This is a genomic window from Rhodococcus sp. C1 (assembly GCF_020809065.1).
GTDB classification, from domain to species: Bacteria; Actinomycetota; Actinomycetes; order Mycobacteriales; family Mycobacteriaceae; genus Rhodococcus_F; species Rhodococcus_F qingshengii.
The window spans coordinates 2,119,375-2,142,303 of the sequence record NZ_CP078080.1; the positions used below are offsets into that span (position 1 = coordinate 2,119,375).

A 22,929-nucleotide genomic window follows, 5' to 3' on the forward strand; every position below is an offset into this window, starting at 1 on the left:
CCCCGCTATCGGACCGATGATCGATACGGGATGCCCGCTTTTTACAACCTCATTCACCGGCGATCAGATCCAAGGCAGACGTCATTGTCGGTCGTCCCTGATCAGGCGGTAAATGACGTATATGGCAAACCATGCCATCGCGACCGACGCGAGAACAAAAAGCACTTCGAAGAACACAACCATGTCAATTGCCACCTCACTGGTGAAGAAAACTGTTCGAGTATCGAACATATCGCAAGTAGTAGTTGCGATATGTCTGGGTGTCGCGATTGGCACAATGAGGCTATGAAGCAAAGGGGTCGAGCGGTCCGAACGGCTGTGATCGAAGCGACTGTGCGGAAGGTCGCTGAACTGGGACCGCAGTCGGTGACGATCGCCGCGATAGCGGTCGAAGCCGACGTTCATCCAACGTCGATCTACCGTCGATGGGCGACGGTCGACTTGCTGGTCGTCGATGCACTCCGAGAGTTCACCGATGCAGGTTTGTCGATACCCGACACCGGAACACTCGTCGGTGATCTTCGAACTTTTGCTCGACGTCTGCAAGATTGGCTCGCGACAGACACCGGATTGGCACTGGCCCGCACGGGTGTGATGCCTACTGATGACGCGGAAGTCCTGGCTGCGCGCGCACAGTTCTGGCGGACCCGATTCGATGCGGCAGCAGTCATGATCAACCGCGGAATCGAGCGCGGCGAGGTCCCGGACAGTACTGATCCAGACACTGTTCTCGCGGCAATAGCTTCGCCGATCCGTCTGGCCGCGATTTCCCAGAGCACAGAGCCTCGTATCGATATCGACAAACTGGTTGCACTTGTCGTCGGCGTCGATTCAAGAGTGAAATGATCGACGACATGGCACCAACTGGATCTGCGAAGGCGATGGCATTGTGGACGACTGCTTTTGTTGTCTCACAAGCGAATATTGCTCGCCTACTCGGGCCGGTGGCTCCCAAAGTATTGGAAGTGCAGACGGCGTTCTCCGCTCGCCGGTACGTCGAGATCTTGGACTCCATGGACGAAGAGGCCACGGCACGATTTCGTAGTCACTACTACCCCGACTTCGTACATCCCGCGATCTACGCGATGGCTTTGCGGTCAGCGGGCACGAGGCTCGGGGAGCGGGTTCCCCTTTCCCCGGCAACTCGGCGCGCCCTTGCCGTAGTGCCGGTACTGTCGGCGGCCGGCGACTACGTCGAGAACGTGGTCGGACTCCATTTCCTCGATCATCGCGACAGGATCACCGACTCGAGGGTTCGCGCCGCTTCGACCGTCAGTATTGCCAAATGGGTGCTCGCACTCGGAACTCTCGGATATTTGTCGCAGGGTTTTGTCAGAGTATGGGTATCGCGAAAATGAGGAGCACTGATGGCAGTCGAACTCGATACCGAATACTTCGCTGACGGAGCAGAGTTCCGTCGATGGCTGTCCGAGAACCACGAGGTGGTCCCCGGCCTTTGGCTGAAAATGGCCAAGAAGACCTCGTCGCACAGTTCGATCGACTACGACCAAGCGTTGGACGTTGCCCTGTGCTTCGGCTGGATCGACAGCCTCGCACGGCGAATCGACGACGATTTCTTCGTACAGAAGTTTTCGCGACGCACCGCGCGGAGTCCGTGGTCCAAACGCAACGTCGAGATAGTCGCCCGCCTCGACGCTGCGGGACTTCTCGAGCCTTCCGGCATCGCCGAGATCGAGAAGGCCAAGGCCGACGGTCGATGGGATCGCGCGTACGAGGGATCAGCCAAGGCCGAGGTCCCCAAAGACTTTCTCGATGCGCTCGCGGAAAACCCGAAGGCTCGTGAGTTCTACGCGACGCTCAATTCCACCAACCGATTCACCATCGCGTACCGACTGCAGGAGGCAAAGCGTCCGGAGACGCGAGCCAGGCGGATCGAGAAGTTCGTGAACCAGCTTGCGGAGGGCAAGAAGTTCTATTGAGTTGCCGCGTCACTGGGCCACAGGGACTTGCGAATCGACACCCAGCGAGGCTGACACAATGGGCCTCGTGATCGAAGCCGAAACCTGTTCCGCACTGTCTGCTGTCGATGAGCCGCTGGCAGGCAGCGCTGCCGTCGTGCAGGGCTGGGTATGCCTCGAATTCAATGCCGCGTGGGGTCGTGACGTGTTGGACGGTACGGCCTTGGGGGAGGAGCTTGCCGCCGAGCTGAGCCGCCGAGCCGATGCAGCGAACGTACGAATCATGTTCGTTCGGCGACCCGGGCGTACCGATCCGATGACTGATGGACACACCGTCCTGCTTGCGCGCTCCGATCCGAGCGACTCATGGTGTGAAAGGTTGCACATCGATTCGCCGATGGACTTACTCGACGTCGATTTCTCCCTGTTGGATGGGCCGCCACCAGGACTGGGCGAGCAAGTGACCGAGCCAGTCGTATTGGTCTGCGCGCACGGCAAGCGCGACCAGTGCTGCGCTGTATTCGGCAGGCCGATCGCCGCAGCGCTGATGTCGTCCTTCGGACCCCAGGTGTGGGAGTGTTCGCATACCGGCGGGCACCGATTCGCGCCGTCGATGATCCTGTTGCCGAGCGGCAATACGTACGGCCGTCTGTCCGCAAGTGAGAGTGTCACGGCCGTGGAGGTGGCTTCCCGAGATCAGGTCCATTTGCCAGGCCTGCGTGGACGGAGTTGCTGGTCTCCTGCGGGGCAGGCTTCGGAAATTGCTGTGCGACAGCAAATAACCTGCGGAATCGACGGCTTGGCTGTCATCGAGCAGGCGAGTGACGGGACATGCGTCGTCGCACATGTGGACGGCCGGCGATGGGCGGTGGAGACGGCACTCTCCGAACTCGCGCCGCGTCCACCGAGTTGCGGCGCGGCGCCCAAGCCGGTCAGGCCAGTTGTGGTCACGTCGATTCGAGACCTGTGATTTCATCGTCGGTATTCTACGATCAGTCTCGATGAACTCGGGTGTGGGTCATCGCTACTGCAACAGGAGCGCAATGACTGCGGGCGGTAATTGACGTTGTCCGAGAAGGTTTACGCGTTGGCATCCGTCGAGTTCGACTGCCATCCGCGTGCCGCCCGATCCGTCGGGACGAAGTACGTCGATCGAAGCGATGTGATGGGCGACGAGATCGCATGGGCCTGCAGGTGGCGCGGTGGATGCAACCTCCATCAGATCAGTACTCTGCTGGCGTGACAAGCGGATTCGGGACTCGGGCAGCGGCGGTTCGGTGGAATAGCGGCACACCCGTAGTCTGCCGATGTCGGAAATCGGTGTAGCCAAAGCTGTTTCCGTCAGTGGGCGCGCGTGAGTGTCTTCGTGTTCTGCCATGCGACTCATGTCAGCTTCAGTGGTCGTCGCGAACGGTTGTCCGATCGACTCCGCGCAGGTTCCGGCGTCATCGGAGGAGATGCCGTCGACCGGATGCTGCGCGCGGCTGATCTCATGTAGTTGGCTCAGGGCTGCGTGTGGTTTCTCTTGCAGTCCGCAGGGCGCGGTCGGCCAGGTAGGGCGTATGGCTGCTCCTGCTTCGTCTACCAGCCACAAACCGGCTGGCGGGACGAGACGGTACGCGCAGTCGGCCCGGACGTTGGCAGGAAATCGACGAGACTGTTCGCGGAATGCATCGTCCACCGCGTGGATGTCCCCCTCGAGGCGTATGGAGTCGATGGTCAACCCACCGTCGGACGTTTCTCCGCGTTCGCATCGAACAACGGCAACGGGGCTGAAATCAGGAGGCGGGTAACCACTTCCCTCGGGGCGAAGTGCGATGCTGCTGTCGCGTGCCTCGGGGGCTACGAGCGCGGCGGTGATATCAGGGGCGAGGCAGTCTGCCCGATCGACCGCCGTCGCGACCGGTGGAGTGAAAGATTCATAGTCTCGAACGCCGGTCCAAACCAACGCAACGGCGACGACACTGACGACGACGATAAAGACCCCAGCTGTGAATCGTCCACTCATACATCGACACTATGTGCTTTTGCGATGGATTGAGGCGAAGTCTCGACCATTGCGGGTGCGACGTAGCATCGCTGCTATGACAGTCGATTTGGTTGCGCCTGACGAGGCCTTGTGGGTGTCCTGGTTGGAGTCGCGTGACGAGTGGGGTGGACCGCAGGCGGATCAGCCCGGTTCGGCGTTGGGAGTTGCGCAACGTCTGGATCTCGACCTTGCATCACGCGATGGATTCGGGCACTGGGTGCAGGAGTTGTTGGCGCAGCCCGAGGCGTTGCCGGGGCCCGACATTGTCCCGGCAACCAACTGGTGGATCGTGCGAGACGGCAGGTATCTCGGTGCTATCCAGTTGCGACACAGCTTGAATGAGTTCTTGGCTGATCTTGGTGGTCATATCGGCTACGGGATTCGGCCGTCGGAACGGCGGAAAGGGATAGCGTCGGCTGCTCTGCGGGAAGTGCTCACGTATGCCGGCGACCCGGTGGGGCTCAGTGGAGTCCTGATTACGTGCGACGAGACCAACGCGGGTTCGCGTAGGGCAATCGAAGCGTGCGGGGGACTTCTCGATAGCGTGCGCCCAGCTGATCAGTTATCGCGCAACCTCGGCCATTCGGGAGACACGCTTCGCTACTGGGCGGCCACGGGCCGGTCAAGCGCCAGTTGACCGTTTTTGACCGTCAACGGGAAGTCGCGGTCGCAGGGTAGGCGACACGGGACGCGATGCTTTCGCTGAGGTCGTGGATTTCTGCGGCGAGGACGTCTCGGCTCTTCGTGTCCGACTCGTGAACGAAGGTTGTCGATCCCAGTGTGGCACCGCAATATTCGATGATTCCGCGTTCGATCTGTGTCCGGAAGGCCTCGTACACGCCGTGTCGGTCGAAACTCTCGGCGTCGTCACCTGCGACTGGAATCAGGTGGACGGTGAGTCGGTCCAGTTTCTTCACGAATTCGCTTCCCGGGGTGAATTCGTACGCCCATCCGCTGACGAAGACTCGATCGATCCAACCTTTGAGTAGTGCGGGCATCGACCACCAGTACATCGGAAACACGAGAATCAGATCGTCTGCACGATCGATTCGGTCCTGCTCGGCTACAACGTCGGCCGGGGGAGTCCCTTTGCCGCGGAACAGGTTCACATCGGCTTCGGCGAATCGGGGATCGAAATTCTCGGCATGTAGGTCCGCGAAGTCGACGTCGCCGCCCAGGTCGCGGATCGCGTCGGCGGTAGAACGGGCGACATGCTGGGTAAGTGACTGGGGATCGGGGTGGGAGACTACGACGAGTGTGGTCATGAGCGTCCTTCGGTAGATGGTGCGCTTATGTACTAAGAGTAGGTTACTATTGGTATATAGCGCAAGGAGGTGTCCGATGGCACGTACGAGACTGTCGCGAGCCGGCAGGTACGAACAACTCGTGGAGGTGTCGTGGGCGTTGGTGCGAGAGGAGGGTGCGGACGCGCTGACCCTTGGTCGGTTGGCTGAACGTGCCGGCGTTGCAAAGCCAGTTGTATACAGCCATTTCGCCTCTCGCGCCGCGTTGTTGGCAGCGCTCTTCAAGGAATTCGACGATCGTCAGACGGTGATGCTCGAGGAGTATCTCGATGCCGCGGATGAGTCTCTGAACGGACGCGCGAATGCCATCGCCGACTCCTACGTCGGATGTTCGCTGGCGCAGGGGCGTGAACTGACGGGTGTGCTTGCAGCGCTGGAGGGTTCGCCCGAGCTGGAGCGGGTCAAGCGTGAATCGGAACACGCCTATTCCGAACGATGTCGGGAGGTGCTGACTCCCTTTGGTGCGGGCGGAGGACTTGCGCAACCTTCGATGACCGCAATATTCGGTGCTGCAGAGGCACTCTCGCATGCGGCGGTAGCGGGAGCGCTCTCGCCCGACGATGCTCGAAGCGAACTTGCCGCACTGATAGTCGCGGTGGTCGGCCGGACCTGAGGTCACCGGTTATCTTGGTGCCCATCCAATTCGACGCGCTCACGCATGGATTCGGATATCGCTGTCAGAGTTCTGACGAACGCGTCGATCGCGCGAGCAAGTGGAGGTTTGCCGTAGGTTGCGACGGAGACAGTGCGTCGCTCGCCGGGAATGCGGTGTGCGCGGATACTCGGGTTCTGATGTGCCTGGAGGGCGAGGGCCGGAAGGGTGCTTACCCCGCTTCCGGAGGCGACCAGGGCTTGGACGGCGACGTAGTCGTCGGTCTCGAACTCGATCCGCGGAATGAATCCAGCTCGATTGCAAGCGGTGAGGAGGTGGGCTCGGCAGCTCGGGCAACCGGCAATCCAGGTCTCACCGGCGTAGTCCGTGATCTCGTTGGCGGCATCTGCATTCCGCGTAGATGTGATCAGGTACAACGGATCTTCCAGCAAAGTCGTCTGCGCGACATGCTTGAGCCCGACTTCAGGGGTGTCCTCGTGCGCGAAGACAACAGCTACGTCGACATCGTTGTTACGAAGCAGTGCAAGTGCTTTGGGTGGTTCTGCATCAACGAGGCTGATGGACACATCGGGGTACTGGGACGTGAACGCTGCCATCGCCTGCGGAATCAAACTCGCCAGGGCTGACGGGAATGCGGCCAGTCGTACCCGCCCGGCCCTCAGTCCTGCGTACGTCTGGACTTCGGCTACCGCTGCGTCGACGTGGCCGAGGATCTCGGTGGCTCGCCGAACCAGCACTGCGCCGGCGTCCGTCAGGCGCAGTCCGCGACCCGCTCGCTGGAACAGTGGAACCCCGACTTCCGATTCGAGCTGTCGAAGGTGGTGACTGATGGAGGGCTGCGCGTAACCGAGAGAATCGGCGGCGGCTGTCACCGACCCTTCCTGTGCAACAGCGACCAGGACCCTCAGCCGAATTAGATCGAGCATGCCAAAATCATAGAAGATTTCGATGCTTTGGACGAAAACACGTATTGGATCTATGAATCGGTGTTTGGCAGGGTGAATCACATGGCACCGACATCTGATCTCACGGCATCAAACCAGCTACATCCACCCGTATGGGCAGACATCGAGCGTGCCAGTCAGGTCGTCCGTCGGCATCTACCGGTCACGCCCCTGATATCGCACCCGACCTTGGGTGCGGGCTCGTGCAGCCAATTGTTCGTCAAACACGAGAACGTGCACCCCACGGGTGCGTTCAAGGTTCGCGGCGGACTGAACCTGGTGGCAGGACTGGATGAGGCGACGCGGGCGCGGGGGATTGTCGGCTACTCGACCGGAAACCATGCTCAGTCCTTGGCGTATGCCGCAGCGGGTGCGGGCGTGCGGTGTGTGATCGTCATGCCGGTTGGGGCGAATCCAGTCAAGGCTCACGCTGTCCGCATGCTCGGAGCCGAGCTCATCGAGCACGGTGTGAACTTCGACGAAGCACGTGCTCACGCCGATTTCATCAGCGAACGTGACGGCCTGCGTCTCGTGAGCGCCGCCAATGAGCCGGCAATCCTCGCCGGTGTTGCAACGGCCTACGTCGAACTCCTCGAACAACAACCTGATCTGGACGCGGTGGTGGTCCCAGTCGGTGGCGGCAGCGGTGCGGCGGCGGCGTGTCTCGTCGCCAGTGCGCTTGCACCGCACCTCGAGGTGTTCGCAGTGCAGTCTGAGGCCGCACGAGCCGCACATGACTCGTGGAGTTCCGGCACGTGCGTCGAGCGCCCGAACACCACCCGTGTCGAAGGGCTTGCGACCGGTGCCGGGTTCGCGCTGACTCAACGTGTCTTGCGTGAACGCCTCGGGGGATTCCTGCTCGTCACTGACGACGACATCACCCTCGCACAGCGGGCGTTGCTCTACGACGCTCACACTTTGAGCGAAGGCGCCGGTGCGGCCGCACTCGCTGCGGTCTATGCGCATCCGAACACCTTCGCTGACAAGCGCGTTGCTGTTGTCTGCACGGGCGCCAATGCCTCCGAGAATGAGATCCGCAGGATCGTCGGCTAACCGGTGGCATGACCGGAACCATGGGCCAGTTTGGTAGGGCGGCACCAATTTTGCATCGCGTATGTGTGTCTGGAACAAGATTTCGCTTCCACGATTGAGCAGAGTGAACAGGGTCGCATCTCGCGACAGCAAGGCCACCGTGGAGGAGACGTGATGCTGCCGACAATCGTCGTTCGGGACGGGACTGTGCTCGATGGTAGAGGGAGCCCGCCCAGGAAAGCGGATGTTGCGATCTCCGGTGACACGATCGTGGAAGTCGGAACGATGGGTGCTGTGCCGGGGGCGATCGACATCGATGCTCGCGGTTGTATGGTGGCTCCCGGTTTTGTGAATGTGCTCAGCCATAGTTACCTCACGCTGCAGCAAGACCCACGAGGATTGTCGGACTTGTATCAGGGGGTCACAACCCAGGTCTTCGGTGAAGGCGTGTCTCTCGGACCGGTCACGGGTTCTATGACTCCGGCGATGCTCGGATTGGGTGCGATTCCACTTGGGGTGCAATCACATTGGCCGAGGTTGCACGATTTTCTCGAATCATTGGAGACGAACGGCGTCGGTTTCAACGTGGCGAGCTTCGTCGGCGCAGCGAATCTGCGCATGGTGGTTGCGGGTGTGGACGATCGTCTGTTGAGTGAACAAGAGCTGGCCGAAGCGTGTGCCCTGCTCGACGAGGAGCTTGAAAATGGAGCTCTCGGAGTGGGTTCGGCTCTGATCTATCCACCCGGAAGCTATGCCGATACCGGCGAGTTGCGAGCATTTTCGCAGGTGCTCGCCAGACATGATGCCGTCCATATCTGCCATCTCCGAAGCGAAGGGCAGAGGCTTCTCGAAAGCATCGAGGAACTGATCGACATCGCTCGAACGACAGGAGCGCGCGGGGAGATCTACCACCTCAAGGTTGCTGGTAAGTCGCACTGGCACAAAATGTCAGAGGCCCTGCAATTGGTTGAGTCGGCTCGCGAGGACGGCGTGCGAATCACCGCGGACGTATATCCGTACGAGGCGGGGAACACGCTGCTCAGTGCCGCGTTGCCACCGGAGTTTCGGTGTCGTGACACCACGGCCGGGCGCACGCACCTGAACTCGAGCGGTGTCCGAGACCAGATCCGCGAGAGGATCCATCGTGAGGACGAGGACTGGGAGAATCTCTATGCTGCGTCCGGAGGTGCCGATGGGGTGACGATCTTGTCCGAGGTACCGGCACTCGGGATCCGAGCGGGGGAAGATCTGGGATCTATTGCTCGGAGGATGGGGCATCACGACCCGGTGGACACCATACTGGCTGTTCTCGACGCTCTCCCCACAGCCGAAGCTGCCTATTTCATTGCGTTGGAGGACAACACGCGAATTGCCTTCGAGCGTCCCTGGGTTTCGGTTGGTTCCGATGCCGATGCTCAAAGCACGGAGACCCTTTTCGCGGGGCAACCCGTCCACCCCCGTTCATTCGGAACTTTCGCCCGTATTCTGAGCCGCTACACCCGCGGCATTGGCGGGCAATCAGTCGAGGAATGCGTTCGCCGAATGACCAGCCTTCCTGCTGAAAACTTCGGTTTGGCGAAGCGGGGCTACATTGCGCCAGGGGGATACGCCGATCTGGCGATCTTCGACCCCTCGCAGGTAGAGGATCTCGCGACATACGACAACCCAAGAGTGTATGCGACCGGAATGCGGCACGTTGTGGTCAATGGGCAACCGGCACTGTCGGACGGGGTGCCGACGGGGAAGCTTGCAGGGCGCGCACTTCGGCGCTCGCGCAACGGGTTCGATGCAGTGAGGTGACGAGCTGGCACCGGGGTCAGCTCCGGATCGGCGAAGCGGCCACTGCCGGGAACGACCCTTCAGCGGCCACTTCGCCGGACCACGTGAGAGCCCTCAGAATTTCGCCGGGGTTTGCGGAACGATCATGGCCACCAAAGCCGCCGCAGCCGTCGCGCCGACCAGGACTCCGAACGCGGCCATGTACGAGAACTGGTCCACCATCCATCCCATCACGAGGGGGGTGATGAAACCGGCGAGCTGTCCACAACCGTTGATCAAACCCATTCCGGAACCGAGGAATTCGGCAGGCAATGCCCGCAACGGGAGGGCGAAGATCGACATCGAGCACAGTCCGCTGACGCCCATCGCGAGGGTTTGATAGAACGTGAACATCGCGACGGTATCGGTGGTAGTCATCAAGAACAGCAGAATGGCGGAGGTGGCCATGCACGGAACGAGCAGAATGCGCGCGCTGTCGTGAAAGTACTTGTCCACCAGACGTCCACCGACGACGATGGCCAATGCCGTGACGATGAACGGGATCGCCGCGAAGATTCCCGTATCGATCAGCGAGAGCCCCTTTTCGTTGAGGAGGTAGCTCGGCACCCAGGTCAACAGCCCATATCCGGCCATGTTGGCCAGGCAGAACAGAAGTGCGAACTTCCAGACCGAAACGGACTTGAATACCGCGGCGCGTGAGTGTTCACTGGCGAGCGGTTGCAGTGCGGCCTCCGGATCTTCCGTGATCTCTGTGTCCAACGGCGCCGGGAGCACCAACCAGACGACTGTGCCGATCACGGCGCCGACTATGGCCACCAGCCAAAATGCGTCCCGCCAACCGACGGCCATGAGAACTGGGGCGATGATCAATGGTGCGATGCCGGGGCCCAGGTTGTTTGCACCGATCATGAAGCCCATGGCCGTGGCGCGAGTTTTCGGACGGGTTCGCTCAGCCAGAGCTTTGAACGACGCTGCTGGGAAGAGACCCTGGCTGAGCCCGAACATCGCACGCATGACCATCAGCGAGACGAGTCCCCAGGCGAATCCTGTCAGTGCGGTGAACACCGACCACAGGATCAACGCAACGATCAACAGTGGCCGGGGTCCGAATCGGTCGGCCAGCATGCCGCCGGGGACCTGCCCGAGCATGTAAAAGATGGCGAAGATCGACACGACTCCGCCCAATTGCGTATTACTGAGGGAGAATTCGTCTCCGATCATCGGCAGTGCAAGCCCGATCATCACGCGATCTATCATGTCGATCATCCAGATCGTACTGAGCAGCCCAACAGTCATAGTCGTTGTTCGACGAATTGACTTGTTGTCCAATATGTTTTGTATCGACTTGCCGCCGCTATGCGAGGGTTCCTCAACTGTGGCGCGTTCCGACTTCATCATGCCTCCTGAATTGCGTTGTGCCGCATGGACTGATGAAGTGTGGCAGCGGACACGTTGGCCGCATTGGTCCGTTCGGCCAATAACCGACCGAATGTTTCGTCGGGCGGTACAGCGTCACTCGGGTGAGATTCCGGGTGACGCTGTCACCAGAGCCTTAACTGCACAAAGCTCTGTCCACGGTGTCTACGACGTGTTGCGTGGCGGACGCAGTCGTGGGAAGAGCAGTCACCGCAAGGTTTACGGCGCGCCCGTTGTCGGTGATGCCGCCGCGGGTCTCGTAGCCGACTATGTCGCCGCCATGGCCCCAGTAGACCCCGCCGCACGAGAGAGTCCTGCTGGTGAGGCCGAGGCCGTACTCGAGTCCGGTGGGCCCGCCGACGTGGACGGTGGTACGCATCTGGTCGAGTTCGGCTGCGGGGAGCAGTCGTCCGTCGAGTAGCGCGTAGAGGAACTGGTTGAGGTCCGAGGTGGTGGAGATCAGCTGCCCTGCGGCCCATCCCCACGACGGGTCCATCTCTGTGACGTAACTCAGTGGGCTGTCTGGTGCGGTGCGGTGGTATCCCTTGGGATGGGGACCCCGGATGGTCATGTCTCCCGGGGATGGGAAGTAGGTGTCGCGCAGGCCGATCGGCGCGAAGATACGTCGATTCATCTCCTCGGCGAGGGGGCGGCCGGTAACCTTCTGTACGAGTAGGCCGGCCAGAATGTAGTTGGTGTTGCTGTACCCCCAACTCGTTCCGGGCGGTGCGTCGGCGGGGTGTTGGAACGCGACGTCGAGCAAATCGTGGGGGTCGGCGTAGCGGTATCTGATCTCTTCGTCATTGACGTGTATTCCGTAATCGGGGAGTCCGCTGGTGTGTTGGAGGAGTTGGCGGATGGTGATGTTGTGGCCGTCGATCCCGTCTCCGCGGACGAGTCCGGGTAGGTAGGTCTCGATGGGGGTGTCGAGTTCGATCTTTCCTTCGGCGACCAGTTGCAGGACCACTACTGCGGTGAAGGTTTTGGTGTTGCTGCCGATTCGTATCTGGCCGTTGGGGGGTACCTCTGATCCGGTGGTCAGATCACCGACTCCTGCGGTGTAGTTGCGGGAGTTGCCGTTTCGGTCTTGGATGCTTGCGAGGGCGGCGGGTAGTCCGTCCTCGCTCACCAGCGCGTCGAGGGAGCGTTGAACCGCGTCGGACTCGGTGGAGGAAGAACCGACGGTATCGGGACTGAGGGCGGATGACGGCGAGCAGGACGCCAGCGTCATGGCACCGAGGGCCGCCGCGGCAACGACCGAAAAGGTCCGGTGCCGTTTGCGGTCCTGCGGGCGATCTGAGGAAGGGAAGCCCTTTCGAATATTGTTATGCATCAGTAGAACTCCTGAGGATTGGTAGGGTTCGGGACATCGTTCGCTCGGGAAGAATTGTTGTTCGATGTTGCGTGCGAAGTCGTGCACGAACATGTTTCCTTCACTCCTCGCACATCGCTGCGTCGACAACTCGCTGTGCTGCTACGAAGGCGTCCTCGCTCATCGGGATGTGATTGAGCGTGAGAGTCACAGCGCGTCCTGTGGTATCGACTCCGCCCGAGGTGCCGAAGCCGGGAATTCCGCCGCCGTGACCCCAGATCTCCTTCCCGCAGGAGCTGTTCACGCGGACTAGTCCGAGTCCGTAGCTGTCCTGCGGGCTCCTGTCGAACGGCACGGTGTGTTTCATCTCGGCGAGCCTGTCATTCGAGACGAGTTCGCCGCGTAGCAAAGCCGTGAAGAAAGTGTTGAGGTCGGCGCCCGTTGCGACCATCGCACCTGAGGTGTCGGCCCACGACACGTCGCCATCGGTGACATCGACCTGAATGCCGTCAATCGGGTGATAGCCCTGTGCATGAGAACCGCGGATCTGTGTCTCGCGGGAGGCGGGAAAATAGGTGTCCATCAGTCCGAGCGGATCGATTATGCGGGTGGTGATCTCCTGCGCGGCAGGGCGTCCTGTGACCTTCTCGATGAGCATCCCGAGCAGAATGTAGTTCGTGTTCGAATAGACAGCCTTGTCTTTGGCTGCCGGGCCGGGTGGAAGAGACATCGCGATATCGACCAGTTCAGTGGGGGAGAAGTGCTCCGGTGGTTGTGCGCTTGTCCCCACCAGCAGCTGGCCGGGCTTGATGTCTTCCGGCCGTGCTCCGCCGGCGGCGAGGTAGTCCGTCAGTCCACTGGTGTGCTGCAAGAGATCTCGAATGGTGACTCGGTTGCCGTCGTTCCCGTTGCCTACGATCGTTCCGGGCAGGTAATGCTCGATGCTCATATCGAGGTCGAGCAGTCCGTCGTCGACGAGTTGCATGACGACGGTCGAGACGAAGGCCTTTGTGTTGCTGCCGATTCGGACCCGCGCATCATCGGGGATAGGCTCGCCGGTGGCGGTGTTTCCCATTCCTGCACGAATGATGCGAGTGCCCCGCGACGGGTCGGAGATCACGAGTTGTGCGCCGGGGATCCCCTGCTTGATGACGCCGTCGAGCGCCTGTTGCACGGCAGCGTCGCTTTGCCGAGTGGAATCAGTGGAGTCAGTGGTGTCACCACATCCGCTCACGCCCAATATGAGGGCTGCAGCGGTGACTGCCGGAAGCACGGTGAGCAAGGGGCGACGTCGAAGAGTGGTCATTGGTTGTGGTCTCCTGTTCGTCGAATCTCGTGGTGAGTTCCACATGCAGAGAACAGTATTGACGTGCATACGCGTCCTCCATGGTGCGAAGTGCAGTCTCTCGGTGGTGCGTGCCGGAGCGTACGGGGTGTAGCTGGCTGCACCTCGGAGTCCCGCGTCTCGCGGCCGATACTGTCGGTTTGACGAGCTATTTCGGAGTAGGCGGCCTTTGGTGATTGACAGGAGGCCTCAGCGACAAAGGGCGATATCCACCGCGTGTTCGAGTTTTCTCCGGGTGGCGTCGTCGACTACTTGCATGCTGACCGCGATGTTCGCTTCGCGTCCGTCGTCGGTAGCGCCCCCGCGTGTCTCGTATCCAGGGAAACTGCCGCCGTGGCTCCAGGACAGGCCGCCACACGGTAGCGGACGGCTGACCAATCCAAGTCCGTAGCGGGCATCGGGTCCGAAGGTTTCCTCCGCGGGGACGGTTGTGCGCATCTGGTCGAGTTGGGCTGCGGGGAGCAGTCGTCCGTCGAGGAGTGCGTGGAGAAACTGGTTGAGGTCCGAGGTGGTGGAGATCAATTGCCCTGCGGCCCATCCCCACGAGGGGTCTATCTCTGTGATGTCGACGGGAGGCGCGTCCGATGACTCCCGGTAGTAGCCGCGGGGGTGAAGTTCCGAGATCTTCTCGTCGTATCGTTCAGGAAAGTATGTGTGCTGCAGATCGATCGGCGCGAAGATTCGCCGGTTCATCTCCTCGGCGAGGGGTTTTTCAGTGATCTTCTGTACGAGTAGGCCGGCGAGGACGTAGTTGGTGTTGCTGTACTTCCAACTCGTTCCGGGGGCGAAGTCGGCAGGATGTTCGAGCGCGATGTCGAGAAGTTCGCGTGGGTCGTAATATCGGACTTCGTCTTCCAGGTAGTTGCTGTAGTTGGGGAGTCCGCTGGTGTGTTGGAGGAGTTGGCGGATGGTGATGTTGTGGCCGTCGATCCCGTCTCCGCGGACGAGTCCGGGTAGGTAGGTCTCGATGGGGGTGTCGAGTTCGATCTTTCCTTCGGCGACCAGTTGCAGGACCACTACTGCGGTGAAGGTTTTGGTGTTGCTGCCGATTCGTATCTGGCCGTTGGGGGGTACCTCTGATCCGGTGGTCAGGTCACCGACTCCTGCGGTGTAGTTGCGGGAGTTGCCGTTTCGGTCTTGGATGCTTGCGAGGGCGGCGGGTAGTCCGTCCTCGCTCACCAGTGCGTCGAGGGAGCGTTGAACCGCGTCGGACTCGGTGGAGGAAGAACCGACGGTATCGGGACTGAGGGCGGATGACGGCGAGCAGGACGCCAGCGTCATGGCACCGAGGGCCGCCGCGGCAACGACCGAAAAGGTCCGGTGCCGTTTGCGGTCCTGCGGGCGATCTGAGGAAGGGAAGCCCTTTCGAATATTGTTATGCATCAGTAGAACTCCTGAGGATTGGTAGGGTTCGGGACATCGTTCGCTCGGGAAGAATTGTTGTTCGATGTTGCGTGCGAAGTCGTGCACGAACATGTTTCCTTCACTCCTCGCACATCGCTGCGTCGACAACTCGCTGTGCTGCTACGAAGGCGTCCTCGCTCATCGGGATGTGATTGAGCGTGAGAGTCACAGCGCGTCCTGTGGTATCGACTCCGCCCGAGGTGCCGAAGCCGGGAATTCCGCCGCCGTGACCCCAGATCTCCTTCCCGCAGGAGCTGTTCACGCGGACTAGTCCGAGTCCGTAGCTGTCCTGCGGGCTCCTGTCGAACGGCACGGTGTGTTTCATCTCGGCGAGCCTGTCATTCGAGACGAGTTCGCCGCGTAGCAAAGCCGTGAAGAAAGTGTTGAGGTCGGCGCCCGTTGCGACCATCGCACCTGAGGTGTCGGCCCACGACACGTCGCCATCGGTGACATCGACCTGAATGCCGTCAATCGGGTGATAGCCCTGTGCATGAGAACCGCGGATCTGTGTCTCGCGGGAGGCGGGAAAATAGGTGTCCATCAGTCCGAGCGGATCGATTATGCGGGTGGTGATCTCCTGCGCGGCAGGGCGTCCTGTGACCTTCTCGATGAGCATCCCGAGCAGAATGTAGTTCGTGTTCGAATAGACAGCCTTGTCTTTGGCTGCCGGGCCGGGTGGAAGAGACATCGCGATATCGACCAGTTCAGTGGGGGAGAAGTGCTCCGGTGGTTGTGCGCTTGTCCCCACCAGCAGCTGGCCGGGCTTGATGTCTTCCGGCCGTGCTCCGCCGGCGGCGAGGTAGTCCGTCAGTCCACTGGTGTGCTGCAAGAGATCTCGAATGGTGACTCGGTTGCCGTCGTTCCCGTTGCCTACGATCGTTCCGGGCAGGTAATGCTCGATGCTCATATCGAGGTCGAGCAGTCCGTCGTCGACGAGTTGCATGACGACGGTCGAGACGAAGGCCTTTGTGTTGCTGCCGATTCGGACCCGCGCATCATCGGGGATAGGCTCGCCGGTGGCGGTGTTTCCCATTCCTGCACGAATGATGCGAGTGCCCCGCGACGGGTCGGAGATCACGAGTTGTGCGCCGGGGATCCCCTGCTTGATGACGCCGTCGAGCGCCTGTTGCACGGCAGCGTCGCTTTGCCGAGTGGAATCAGTGGAGTCAGTGGTGTCACCACATCCGCTCACGCCCAATATGAGGGCTGCAGCGGTGACTGCCGGAAGCACGGTGAGCAAGGGGCGACGTCGAAGAGTGGTCATTGGTTGTGGTCTCCTGTTCGTCGAATCTCGTGGTGAGTTCCACATGCAGAGAACAGTATTGACGTGCATACGCGTCCTCCATGGTGCGAAGTGCAGTCTCTCGGTGGTGCGTGCCGGAGCGTACGGGGTGTAGCTGGCTGCACCTCGGAGTCCCGCGTCTCGCGGCCGATACTGTCGGTTTGACGAGCTATTTCGGAGTAGGCGGCCTTTGGTGATTGACAGGAGGCCTCAGCGACAAAGGGCGATATCCACCGCGTGTTCGAGTTTTCTCCGGGTGGCGTCGTCGACTACTTGCATGCTGACCGCGATGTTCGCTTCGCGTCCGTCGTCGGTAGCGCCCCCGCGTGTCTCGTATCCAGGGAAACTGCCGCCGTGGCTCCAGGACAGGCCGCCACACGGTAGCGGACGGCTGACCAATCCAAGTCCGTAGCGGGCATCGGGTCCGAAGGTTTCCTCCGCGGGGACGGTTGTGCGCATCTGGTCGAGTTGGGCTGCGGGGAGCAGTCGTCCGTCGAGGAGTGCGTGGAGAAACTGGTTGAGGTCCGAGGTGGTGGAGATCAATTGCCCTGCGGCCCATCCCCACGAGGGGTCTATCTCTGTGATGTCGACGGGAGGCGCGTCCGATGACTCCCGGTAGTAGCCGCGGGGGTGAAGTTCCGAGATCTTCTCGTCGTATCGTTCAGGAAAGTATGTGTGCTGCAGATCGATCGGCGCGAAGATTCGCCGGTTCATCTCCTCGGCGAGGGGTTTTTCAGTGATCTTCTGTACGAGTAGGCCGGCGAGGACGTAGTTGGTGTTGCTGTACTTCCAACTCGTTCCGGGGGCGAAGTCGGCAGGATGTTCGAGCGCGATGTCGAGAAGTTCGCGTGGGTCGTAATATCGGACTTCGTCTTCCAGGTAGTTGCTGTAGTTGGGGAGTCCGCTGGTGTGTTGGAGGAGTTGGCGGATGGTGATGTTGTGGCCGTCGATCCCGTCTCCGCGGACGAGTCCGGGTAGGTAGGTCTCGATGGGGGTGTCGAGTTCGATCTTTCCTTCGGCGACCAGTTGCAGGACCACTACTGCGGTGAAGGTTTTGGTGTTGCTGCCGATTCGTATCTGGCCGTTGGGGGGTACCTCTGATCCGGTGGTCAGGTCACCGACTCCTGCGGTGTAGTTGTGGGAGTTGCCGTTTCGGTCTTGGATGCTTGCGAGGGCGGCGGGTAGTCCGTCCTCGCTCACCAGTGCGTCGAGTGAGTGTTGAACCGCATCGTGCCGCGCAGCGACGGTATCGGCGGACGACGAGCACGCACCGAGGGTGACCACGCTGAGAGTCATTGCGACGGAACAGAGGGCGCGGTGCCGTTTCCGGCTTTGTCTTTGGGGTGAGGGAGGTTGGCCCTGTCGACTGTGGCGGCGCATCAGTAGAACTCCTTGGAGAGATTGATCGGTCTGGACACGATCCTGTCCGCTGGAGGATTGGTCGCGCATCGCTCCGACGCGGGAAAACCATCTCCCTCGATCGGGGGAGGCCATCGCCGAGCGGCCCAGTCATACTTGTCGAATCATGATCACCGGACTACGACCGCTGATGCGAGGCTCTACATACTCAGCTGTACTTTTCGCCTTTTGTGGTGTGTTGGCAAGCCTGCCACTTCTGGTGGTTGCGATGTTGCCTGCTCTCGCGTGGCAATCCGCACCCGAGTTCGTCCGGGTGCTTTCGGTCCTGCTCATATGGGTGACTTTGGTAGGAGCACTCGGCCTGGTGCATCCTGTGCGACGCGCGCTCATCGTTTCTGCCCGCCGACTGCTGCAGGTGTCGCTGCCGAGTCCAGCGCTCGGACACCGTACTCCTAACCTCTCGGACATTGATCGCTGGCGGGCCCCGCTCTGGATTGTCCTGCATGTCATGGTGGGTTGGCTGGCGGCGCTCGCGACCAGCGTCCTTTTCATCATGGGTATTTCGCTCCCGGGGAACTGGCTCGGCGGCACGGCGCGAATCAGTCTGTTCGATACGTCGGTTGACGTGACGGGTGGATGGACCTGGGTCGTGGCGGCCGGCTGCCTCCTGCTTGCGGTAGGAATTTGTGTCCTGGTGGCAACACTGCTGAGATGGCTGGCGCCACGACTGTTGGGGCCGTCCACGGCCGAACGGCTCGCGCTGGCGGAAGAACGTGAACTGCAACTGGCCGAACGTAATCGGGTCGCTCACGAGTTGCACGACTCGATCGGACACACGCTCACCGCCGCCACGATCCAGGCGGCGGTGGCCGGCGAGGTGCTTGCCTCCGATCCTGCCGCAGCGAGGGCCGCCATGCGTAGCATCGAGGAGTCGACACGGGCAGCGCTCGAGGACCTGGACTACGTACTGGGTGTACTTCGCGAGGAGAGGCCTGGGGCTGTACCTTCTCGGACGCTGTCGGACTTGCCTGCGTTAATTGATCGGTTGCGGCATGCGGGGGCGGTTGTGGAGGTGAACCTTTCGGGTGACCTTTCACAGATCCAGGGGACACTCTCTCGCGCGGCGTACCGGATCCTGCAAGAGGGGACGACCAATGCTCTGCGGCACGGGGACAGCGGGCCGATCGAAATCACGGTGGCAGTCGGCTCGGAGAGCGTCGAGCTCAGAGTGGTCAACAGCATCGGGGCAGTGACCGGGGGAAAGGCAGACGTAGTTCGAAGATCAGGGCGCGGCCTGGCAGGTTTGGCCGAGCGCGTGCGACTCTTGAACGGTGAGTTCAAGGCTGGACCGGACGGAGCCCAGGGCTGGCGATTGAGTGTTCAGTTGCCGGTACGGGTGGCACGATGACCGAAGCCAATTGGAGTGAGGACGCCGCCAACCCTGCAAGCATGCCAGTCACCCTGCTGATTGCGGATGACGACGACGTTACCCGCAGCGGCCTGCGTATGCTGCTCGCAGCTCAGCCCGGGATTGTGGTCGTCGGCGAGGCTTCCGACGGTATCGAAGCAGTGGAGCTTTCGCGGCAACTTCGTCCGGATGTGGTGCTGATGGACGTGCGGATGCCGCTGCGCAACGGAATAGAGGCAACTCGGCACCTCCAGGCCGAGTGCACCGAACCGCCGAAAGTCTTGGTAATCACCACTTTCGAAAACGATGGCTACGTCACGGCCGCACTCAGTGCGGGCGCGAGTGGCTTCGTGCTGAAGCGGCTCCCAGTCCCGCAGATCGCAGCGGCAGTACGTGTGGTGGCGGCGGGCGAAGTGATCCTGTTCCCTGCCGCGCTACGCCGGATGGTTACGCCCCGCCCGTTGGTCTCCGCTGAGGCGTTCCCGAATGCAGCGCTGACAGCAAAGGAGGAAGAGGTATTGCGGTTGATGGCCACCGGGCTGTCCAACTCGGATATTGCTCAGGTTCTGGTTGTGAGCCTGGAGACAGTGAAAACGCATGTCGGGAACGTGCTGGCAAAGCTCGGTGCTCAGAATCGGACGCACGCTGTCGTCATCGCCTACGAGTCTGGTCTGGTGGTCCCGGGGTCAGGCACCGATACGGAACCCTGTGCAACTGGCGGTTGATTGATTTTGTCAGCGTGACCCGGTGAGGATTCGCCGACTGAACCTACAGATCCGTTCCTCTTGCCGAAACGCTCCGAGACGAAGTCACACCACCGGTCACCAGTGCGTACCGGGCACGAGTCGGGCGGCACGACGGCCGAGTTTGCGGATGCGCGAGCGCGAGTGGTGCTGTCGCGCCGGTGTTGCCGGAGCGTCTGCCGGAGTTTCCTTGTCTACCTGACCCTTTGCCGCCGGAGAATCGGGGAAGGCCTGGTACATCTGGTTGAGAATTCGGTCCTTGGTGTGCGGTGCGAACAGGGTTCCCAGATCACCCAGGGTTCCCAGTGGTACGTCGATGCGTTTGGGGCGGTCGATCAGCGCGCGGATCACCATTGCCGCAGCCTTTTCCGGGCTGGTGATCGGGCCGTTGTTGTATTCGCCGGTCGGAGCGATCATCGGTGTTTCGACCAGGGGCATGTGGATGGTCGTGAAAGTGATTCCGTCCGCCAGGGTTTCAGAGGCGGCTACGTCCGAGAAACCGTCGAGGGCGGCCTTGCTCGCCACGTAGGCCGAGAATCTAGGCGTTGCCGCCTGGACTCCCGCGCTGCTGATGTTCACGATGTGGCCGAAGCGGCGAGAACGCATGGTCGGTAACAAGGCGAGCACCAATCGCACAGCGCCGAAGTAGTTCACTGCCATCGTTCGTTCGTAGTCGTGGAAACGATCAGTGGAGTGGTAAATGCCGCGCCGGATGGATCGGCCGGCGTTGTTTACCAACATGTCTACGTGATCGTGTTCTGTCAGAATGCTTTTGATCGTGTGCTGGACCGACTCGTCGTCGGTGATGTCGCAGGGGTAACCGAACGCCTTGCCTCCGGCTGATCGAATCTCCAGTACCGCGGCATCGAGTTCGTCGGTGCGGCGTGCGATCAGGAGAACGGTGGCGCCTTTCTGAGCGGCGGCAATGGCCGATGCCTTGCCGATTCCGGAAGAGCCTCCGGTGATCAGAACGATCCGACCGACGAGTGGTCCTTCGGGATTGTTACGTCGTGCGCGATTGGGATCGAGGTTTGCGCGCCAGTACTTCCACAACACAGTGGAGTACGACCCGAACTCGGGGACCGCCAGTCCCGATCCGGCCAGGGCGGCAACGGTTCTCTCCGAGGTGAAGGTCGGCGCCATCGTCATGTTGTCGAGCAATGCTGCAGGCATGCCGATGCGATCGAGGAAGACCTTCCGTGCCGATTCCGCCGAGTCCATCGGCAAGGGCGAGACAAAGGGTTTGGCGATCACGCCCGGAAGGCTGAGTGCGGGCCGGGGTGCTCCGGCGGCCTTGGCGAGTCCGGCATAGATTTCGCGTACCGGTTGAGGTTTCGGATTCACGAGATGGAATGCTTCGCCGTCGTGGCCGGGTGCGTGCATCAATTCGACGAGGCCGGCGGCTACGTAATCGACGGGCACCACATTGGTTGCGCCGAGGTTGGGGATCGGGACGGGGAGTGCTGCAGGTAGTTTCGCGAGTAGCGCCAGTCCTGGAAACAAGTAGTACGGACCGTCGATCTTGTCCATCTCCCCGGTGACGGAGTTGCCGACCACGGCAGACGGCCGATAAACACGCCAGGTGAGGCCTTCTCGTTCTCGAACGAGCTTCTCGGCCTCGAACTTGGTTCGGTGGTAGGGCGTCGGAAAGCCTTGGCCGCAATCGAAATCGGTCTCGCTGAACGTGCCCGGATAGTCGCCTGCGACTGCGACCGATGACACGTGATGAAGGGTGGCTCCCAGTTTCGCAGCAAGTTCGACCACGGAGCGTGTGCCCTCGACATTCGTCGAAGCCTGCTCGTCTCCGGCGGTGATGTCGTAGATCGCGCCGAGGTGAAGGACGTGGTCGGCAGGTGGGGGAGAATCGATGCCCAGCCCAGGCTCGGTCAGATCTCCAATGAGCGGATGCACGCGATCGCCGCCGGGAATTGCCGACACCTGTTCTTCGAGTTTGGCGACAGAACCGGCTCTGACCAGCACATGGATCTGAGCAGTTTGATCACGCTCGAGCAGGAGTGGCAGTGCAGCTCGTCCGAGAAATCCAGTACCGCCAGTGACGATGTATGTGGCCATAGTCGGTAACTTACTCCAAAGTAAGATCAGCGGCTAGAGGGAAACGAACATCAATGCGTCATGACCCCGTCCTCGGCGTCGAAGTCGATGCCCGCGGAGATGATTCCGGAGAACAAGAAGGCGACGGCAAGCGCAAGAGCGGGGATTGCAAGGATCCATTCGAAAATTGTCATGCTCCAAGTCTGACGAAATCAGCTTCGGAGAACATCGCCCTGCGGAGCGATTTAGACGATCGGGCAGTCATCCTCGAGGACGACTGCCCGATCAGGGAAATCCACTAGGTCTGTTGCTGAAGAGTTTCGGGCGCGTGGGGGTGCGCCCTCGTCCTTGCGTCGCGTGACGTGATTTCGGATGAGATGTGGGCGGCCGTTGTTCCGAGGGTGTGAAGGCCACGTGCCGTCCGCCAGTAGACCGGCGCACCATCGTCGAGGCGATGGCGTGGACAGGCCGGCAAACCCTAGGCCGGTTCAGCGCCCGACAAGTCCTCGACCCTATACGGGGTCGTTCCTTCGAACAGAACACCGATCCCGAAAGGATCGGCCATCTCGAGCCTTGACTCAGCGAACCGCAGCAGCCAGGTTCCGTCAGCCCAGATCACCGCCTCAGGTTCGCCGAACAGTGACTCCGTGGCGTCCAACTCCACGAGTTCGGAGTGGCGGAGGCCGAACTGTGGCCCACGCAGCTGTTGACGCAGGTAATCGGCGGCGACTTCGGCAAACTCACCGAACCGGGCCATCACGGTCGCAGCGAGCTCACACACCGCAGACTCCGGCACGGTGGCCGGCTCGATAACCAGACTCACCGGCCTGGAGTCACCGACCCCCTGGACATCGATGATCGATGTCCAGCACGCCAACGAATCGTCCGAGTCGACACGCGAAAACACTGCTGAGCCGACCACAACACTCTCAGGTAAGTCATCCACGACCCCTAGTCAAACACGGCTCTCCGCAGGATCCCAGGCACT

22 protein-coding genes are annotated in these 22,929 nt (G+C 61.1%); 10 read left to right on the forward strand and 12 right to left on the reverse strand.

Annotation, left to right across the window (positions count from 1 at the left end; genetic code table 11):
* Positions 1–285: 285 nt before the first annotated feature.
* The 4 genes from KTR60_RS09755 to KTR60_RS09770 are packed head-to-tail and all read left to right on the forward strand — an operon-like array spanning position 286 to position 2,889.
* Positions 286–846 carry a TetR-like C-terminal domain-containing protein gene (locus KTR60_RS09755; RefSeq protein ID WP_037129117.1) on the forward strand — a complete coding sequence of 187 codons (561 nt, stop codon included), beginning with the start codon at positions 286–288 and terminating at the stop codon, positions 844–846.
* A gap of 8 nt (positions 847–854) precedes the next feature.
* On the forward strand, positions 855–1,358 hold the full coding sequence (locus KTR60_RS09760) for a hypothetical protein (protein ID WP_037129197.1): 504 nt from the start codon (positions 855–857) through the stop codon (positions 1,356–1,358).
* A gap of 9 nt (positions 1,359–1,367) precedes the next feature.
* Complete coding sequence (locus KTR60_RS09765; RefSeq protein WP_003940957.1) at positions 1,368–1,940, forward strand: YdeI/OmpD-associated family protein; 573 nt, start codon at positions 1,368–1,370, stop codon at positions 1,938–1,940.
* A 58-nt stretch (positions 1,941–1,998) separates the two neighbouring features.
* Entirely contained in the window at positions 1,999–2,889 is an 891-nt protein-coding gene (locus KTR60_RS09770; protein WP_228402081.1) for a sucrase ferredoxin, read from the forward strand.
* A gap of 54 nt (positions 2,890–2,943) precedes the next feature.
* Here KTR60_RS09770 and KTR60_RS09775 read toward each other — a convergent pair whose 3' ends face one another.
* Complete coding sequence (locus KTR60_RS09775) at positions 2,944–3,927, reverse strand: hypothetical protein (protein ID WP_228402082.1); 984 nt, start codon at positions 3,925–3,927, stop codon at positions 2,944–2,946.
* A gap of 76 nt (positions 3,928–4,003) precedes the next feature.
* Between KTR60_RS09775 and KTR60_RS09780 the strand changes: the two genes are divergently transcribed.
* The gene (locus tag KTR60_RS09780; protein ID WP_003940807.1) at positions 4,004–4,585 is read left to right on the forward strand and encodes a GNAT family N-acetyltransferase; all 582 of its coding nucleotides are present in this window, start codon (positions 4,004–4,006) and stop codon (positions 4,583–4,585) included.
* 13 nt (positions 4,586–4,598) lie between these two features.
* Here the strand turns inward: KTR60_RS09780 and KTR60_RS09785 are convergent, their stop codons facing one another.
* Positions 4,599–5,213, reverse strand: coding sequence for an NAD(P)H-dependent oxidoreductase (locus KTR60_RS09785; RefSeq protein ID WP_003940783.1), 615 nt, complete (start codon positions 5,211–5,213; stop codon positions 4,599–4,601).
* Positions 5,214–5,289: 76 nt separating this feature from the next.
* Here KTR60_RS09785 and KTR60_RS09790 point away from each other — a divergent pair, with 76 nt between their 5' ends.
* Positions 5,290–5,865: a TetR/AcrR family transcriptional regulator gene (locus tag KTR60_RS09790; RefSeq protein WP_042449699.1), complete on the forward strand. Its 576-nt coding sequence runs from the start codon at positions 5,290–5,292 to the stop codon at positions 5,863–5,865.
* 2 nt (positions 5,866–5,867) lie between these two features.
* Here KTR60_RS09790 and KTR60_RS09795 read toward each other — a convergent pair whose 3' ends face one another.
* On the reverse strand, positions 5,868–6,791 hold the full coding sequence (locus KTR60_RS09795) for a LysR family transcriptional regulator (protein ID WP_228402083.1): 924 nt from the start codon (positions 6,789–6,791) through the stop codon (positions 5,868–5,870).
* Positions 6,792–6,872: 81 nt separating this feature from the next.
* On the opposite strand from KTR60_RS09795, the gene KTR60_RS09800 reads away from it, so the two are divergent.
* Both KTR60_RS09800 and KTR60_RS09805 read left to right on the forward strand, forming a co-directional pair.
* Entirely contained in the window at positions 6,873–7,862 is a 990-nt protein-coding gene (locus KTR60_RS09800) for a threonine ammonia-lyase (protein ID WP_228402084.1), read from the forward strand.
* 153 nt (positions 7,863–8,015) lie between these two features.
* Complete coding sequence (locus tag KTR60_RS09805) at positions 8,016–9,641, forward strand: N-acyl-D-amino-acid deacylase family protein (RefSeq protein ID WP_054826222.1); 1,626 nt, start codon at positions 8,016–8,018, stop codon at positions 9,639–9,641.
* 93 nt (positions 9,642–9,734) lie between these two features.
* Here KTR60_RS09805 and KTR60_RS09810 read toward each other — a convergent pair whose 3' ends face one another.
* The 6 genes from KTR60_RS09810 to KTR60_RS09835 form a co-directional block, all read right to left on the reverse strand.
* Positions 9,735–10,877, reverse strand: coding sequence for an MFS transporter (locus tag KTR60_RS09810; protein WP_230691667.1), 1,143 nt, complete (start codon positions 10,875–10,877; stop codon positions 9,735–9,737).
* 295 nt (positions 10,878–11,172) lie between these two features.
* Positions 11,173–12,369 (reverse strand): serine hydrolase domain-containing protein, encoded by a 1,197-nt coding sequence (locus KTR60_RS09815; protein ID WP_228402086.1) that lies wholly within the window; start codon positions 12,367–12,369, stop codon positions 11,173–11,175.
* Positions 12,370–12,469: 100 nt separating this feature from the next.
* A complete protein-coding gene (locus KTR60_RS09820) occupies positions 12,470–13,654 on the reverse strand; it encodes a serine hydrolase domain-containing protein (protein ID WP_228402087.1) in 1,185 nt (394 codons plus the stop codon).
* A 228-nt stretch (positions 13,655–13,882) separates the two neighbouring features.
* A complete protein-coding gene (locus tag KTR60_RS09825; RefSeq protein WP_228402088.1) occupies positions 13,883–15,076 on the reverse strand; it encodes a serine hydrolase domain-containing protein in 1,194 nt (397 codons plus the stop codon).
* Between the two features lie 100 nt (positions 15,077–15,176).
* Positions 15,177–16,361: a serine hydrolase domain-containing protein gene (locus KTR60_RS09830; RefSeq protein WP_228402087.1), complete on the reverse strand. Its 1,185-nt coding sequence runs from the start codon at positions 16,359–16,361 to the stop codon at positions 15,177–15,179.
* Between the two features lie 228 nt (positions 16,362–16,589).
* On the reverse strand, positions 16,590–17,675 hold the full coding sequence (locus KTR60_RS09835) for a serine hydrolase domain-containing protein (RefSeq protein ID WP_228402089.1): 1,086 nt from the start codon (positions 17,673–17,675) through the stop codon (positions 16,590–16,592).
* Between the two features lie 229 nt (positions 17,676–17,904).
* Here KTR60_RS09835 and KTR60_RS09840 point away from each other — a divergent pair, with 229 nt between their 5' ends.
* Both KTR60_RS09840 and KTR60_RS09845 read left to right on the forward strand, forming a co-directional pair.
* A complete protein-coding gene (locus KTR60_RS09840; RefSeq protein WP_047271820.1) occupies positions 17,905–19,146 on the forward strand; it encodes a sensor histidine kinase in 1,242 nt (413 codons plus the stop codon).
* A complete protein-coding gene (locus KTR60_RS09845; protein WP_054826543.1) occupies positions 19,143–19,871 on the forward strand; it encodes a response regulator transcription factor in 729 nt (242 codons plus the stop codon). The genes KTR60_RS09840 and KTR60_RS09845 overlap by 4 nt, the downstream gene beginning before the upstream one ends.
* 96 nt (positions 19,872–19,967) lie before the next feature.
* Here the strand turns inward: KTR60_RS09845 and KTR60_RS09850 are convergent, their stop codons facing one another.
* The 3 genes from KTR60_RS09850 to KTR60_RS09855 all read right to left on the reverse strand — a co-directional run bounded on the left by KTR60_RS09850 (position 19,968) and on the right by KTR60_RS09855 (position 22,887).
* Complete coding sequence (locus KTR60_RS09850; protein ID WP_228402090.1) at positions 19,968–21,962, reverse strand: SDR family oxidoreductase; 1,995 nt, start codon at positions 21,960–21,962, stop codon at positions 19,968–19,970.
* Positions 21,963–22,012: 50 nt separating this feature from the next.
* Positions 22,013–22,135, reverse strand: a complete 123-nt coding sequence (locus tag KTR60_RS29200) for a hypothetical protein (protein ID WP_003940840.1) — start codon at positions 22,133–22,135, stop codon at positions 22,013–22,015.
* A 284-nt stretch (positions 22,136–22,419) separates the two neighbouring features.
* Positions 22,420–22,887, reverse strand: a complete 468-nt coding sequence (locus KTR60_RS09855) for a hypothetical protein (protein WP_228402091.1) — start codon at positions 22,885–22,887, stop codon at positions 22,420–22,422.
* Between the last annotated feature and the right edge of the window lie 42 nt (positions 22,888–22,929).

Bases quoted from the DNA above. Each gene is read 5' to 3' on its own strand.
- KTR60_RS09775 (WP_228402082.1), bottom strand. From the start codon at position 3,927: ATGAGTGGACGATTCACAGCTGGGGTCTTTATCGTCGTCGTCAGTGTC.
- KTR60_RS09845 (WP_054826543.1), top strand. From the start codon at position 19,143: ATGACCGAAGCCAATTGGAGTGAGGACGCCGCCAACCCTGCAAGCATG.
- KTR60_RS09810 (WP_230691667.1), bottom strand. From the start codon at position 10,877: ATGATAGATCGCGTGATGATCGGGCTTGCACTGCCGATGATCGGAGAC.
- KTR60_RS09800 (WP_228402084.1), top strand. From the start codon at position 6,873: ATGGCACCGACATCTGATCTCACGGCATCAAACCAGCTACATCCACCC.
- KTR60_RS29200 (WP_003940840.1), bottom strand. From the start codon at position 22,135: ATGACAATTTTCGAATGGATCCTTGCAATCCCCGCTCTTGCGCTTGCC.
- KTR60_RS09830 (WP_228402087.1), bottom strand. From the start codon at position 16,361: ATGACCACTCTTCGACGTCGCCCCTTGCTCACCGTGCTTCCGGCAGTC.
- KTR60_RS09795 (WP_228402083.1), bottom strand. From the start codon at position 6,791: ATGCTCGATCTAATTCGGCTGAGGGTCCTGGTCGCTGTTGCACAGGAA.
- KTR60_RS09765 (WP_003940957.1), top strand. From the start codon at position 1,368: ATGGCAGTCGAACTCGATACCGAATACTTCGCTGACGGAGCAGAGTTC.
- KTR60_RS09805 (WP_054826222.1), top strand. From the start codon at position 8,016: ATGCTGCCGACAATCGTCGTTCGGGACGGGACTGTGCTCGATGGTAGA.
- KTR60_RS09825 (WP_228402088.1), bottom strand. From the start codon at position 15,076: ATGCATAACAATATTCGAAAGGGCTTCCCTTCCTCAGATCGCCCGCAG.
- KTR60_RS09835 (WP_228402089.1), bottom strand. From the start codon at position 17,675: ATGACTCTCAGCGTGGTCACCCTCGGTGCGTGCTCGTCGTCCGCCGAT.
- KTR60_RS09770 (WP_228402081.1), top strand. From the start codon at position 1,999: ATGGGCCTCGTGATCGAAGCCGAAACCTGTTCCGCACTGTCTGCTGTC.
- KTR60_RS09840 (WP_047271820.1), top strand. From the start codon at position 17,905: ATGATCACCGGACTACGACCGCTGATGCGAGGCTCTACATACTCAGCT.
- KTR60_RS09815 (WP_228402086.1), bottom strand. From the start codon at position 12,369: ATGCATAACAATATTCGAAAGGGCTTCCCTTCCTCAGATCGCCCGCAG.
- KTR60_RS09850 (WP_228402090.1), bottom strand. From the start codon at position 21,962: ATGGCCACATACATCGTCACTGGCGGTACTGGATTTCTCGGACGAGCT.
- KTR60_RS09780 (WP_003940807.1), top strand. From the start codon at position 4,004: ATGACAGTCGATTTGGTTGCGCCTGACGAGGCCTTGTGGGTGTCCTGG.
- KTR60_RS09755 (WP_037129117.1), top strand. From the start codon at position 286: ATGAAGCAAAGGGGTCGAGCGGTCCGAACGGCTGTGATCGAAGCGACT.
- KTR60_RS09820 (WP_228402087.1), bottom strand. From the start codon at position 13,654: ATGACCACTCTTCGACGTCGCCCCTTGCTCACCGTGCTTCCGGCAGTC.
- KTR60_RS09760 (WP_037129197.1), top strand. From the start codon at position 855: ATGGCACCAACTGGATCTGCGAAGGCGATGGCATTGTGGACGACTGCT.
- KTR60_RS09790 (WP_042449699.1), top strand. From the start codon at position 5,290: ATGGCACGTACGAGACTGTCGCGAGCCGGCAGGTACGAACAACTCGTG.
- KTR60_RS09785 (WP_003940783.1), bottom strand. From the start codon at position 5,213: ATGACCACACTCGTCGTAGTCTCCCACCCCGATCCCCAGTCACTTACC.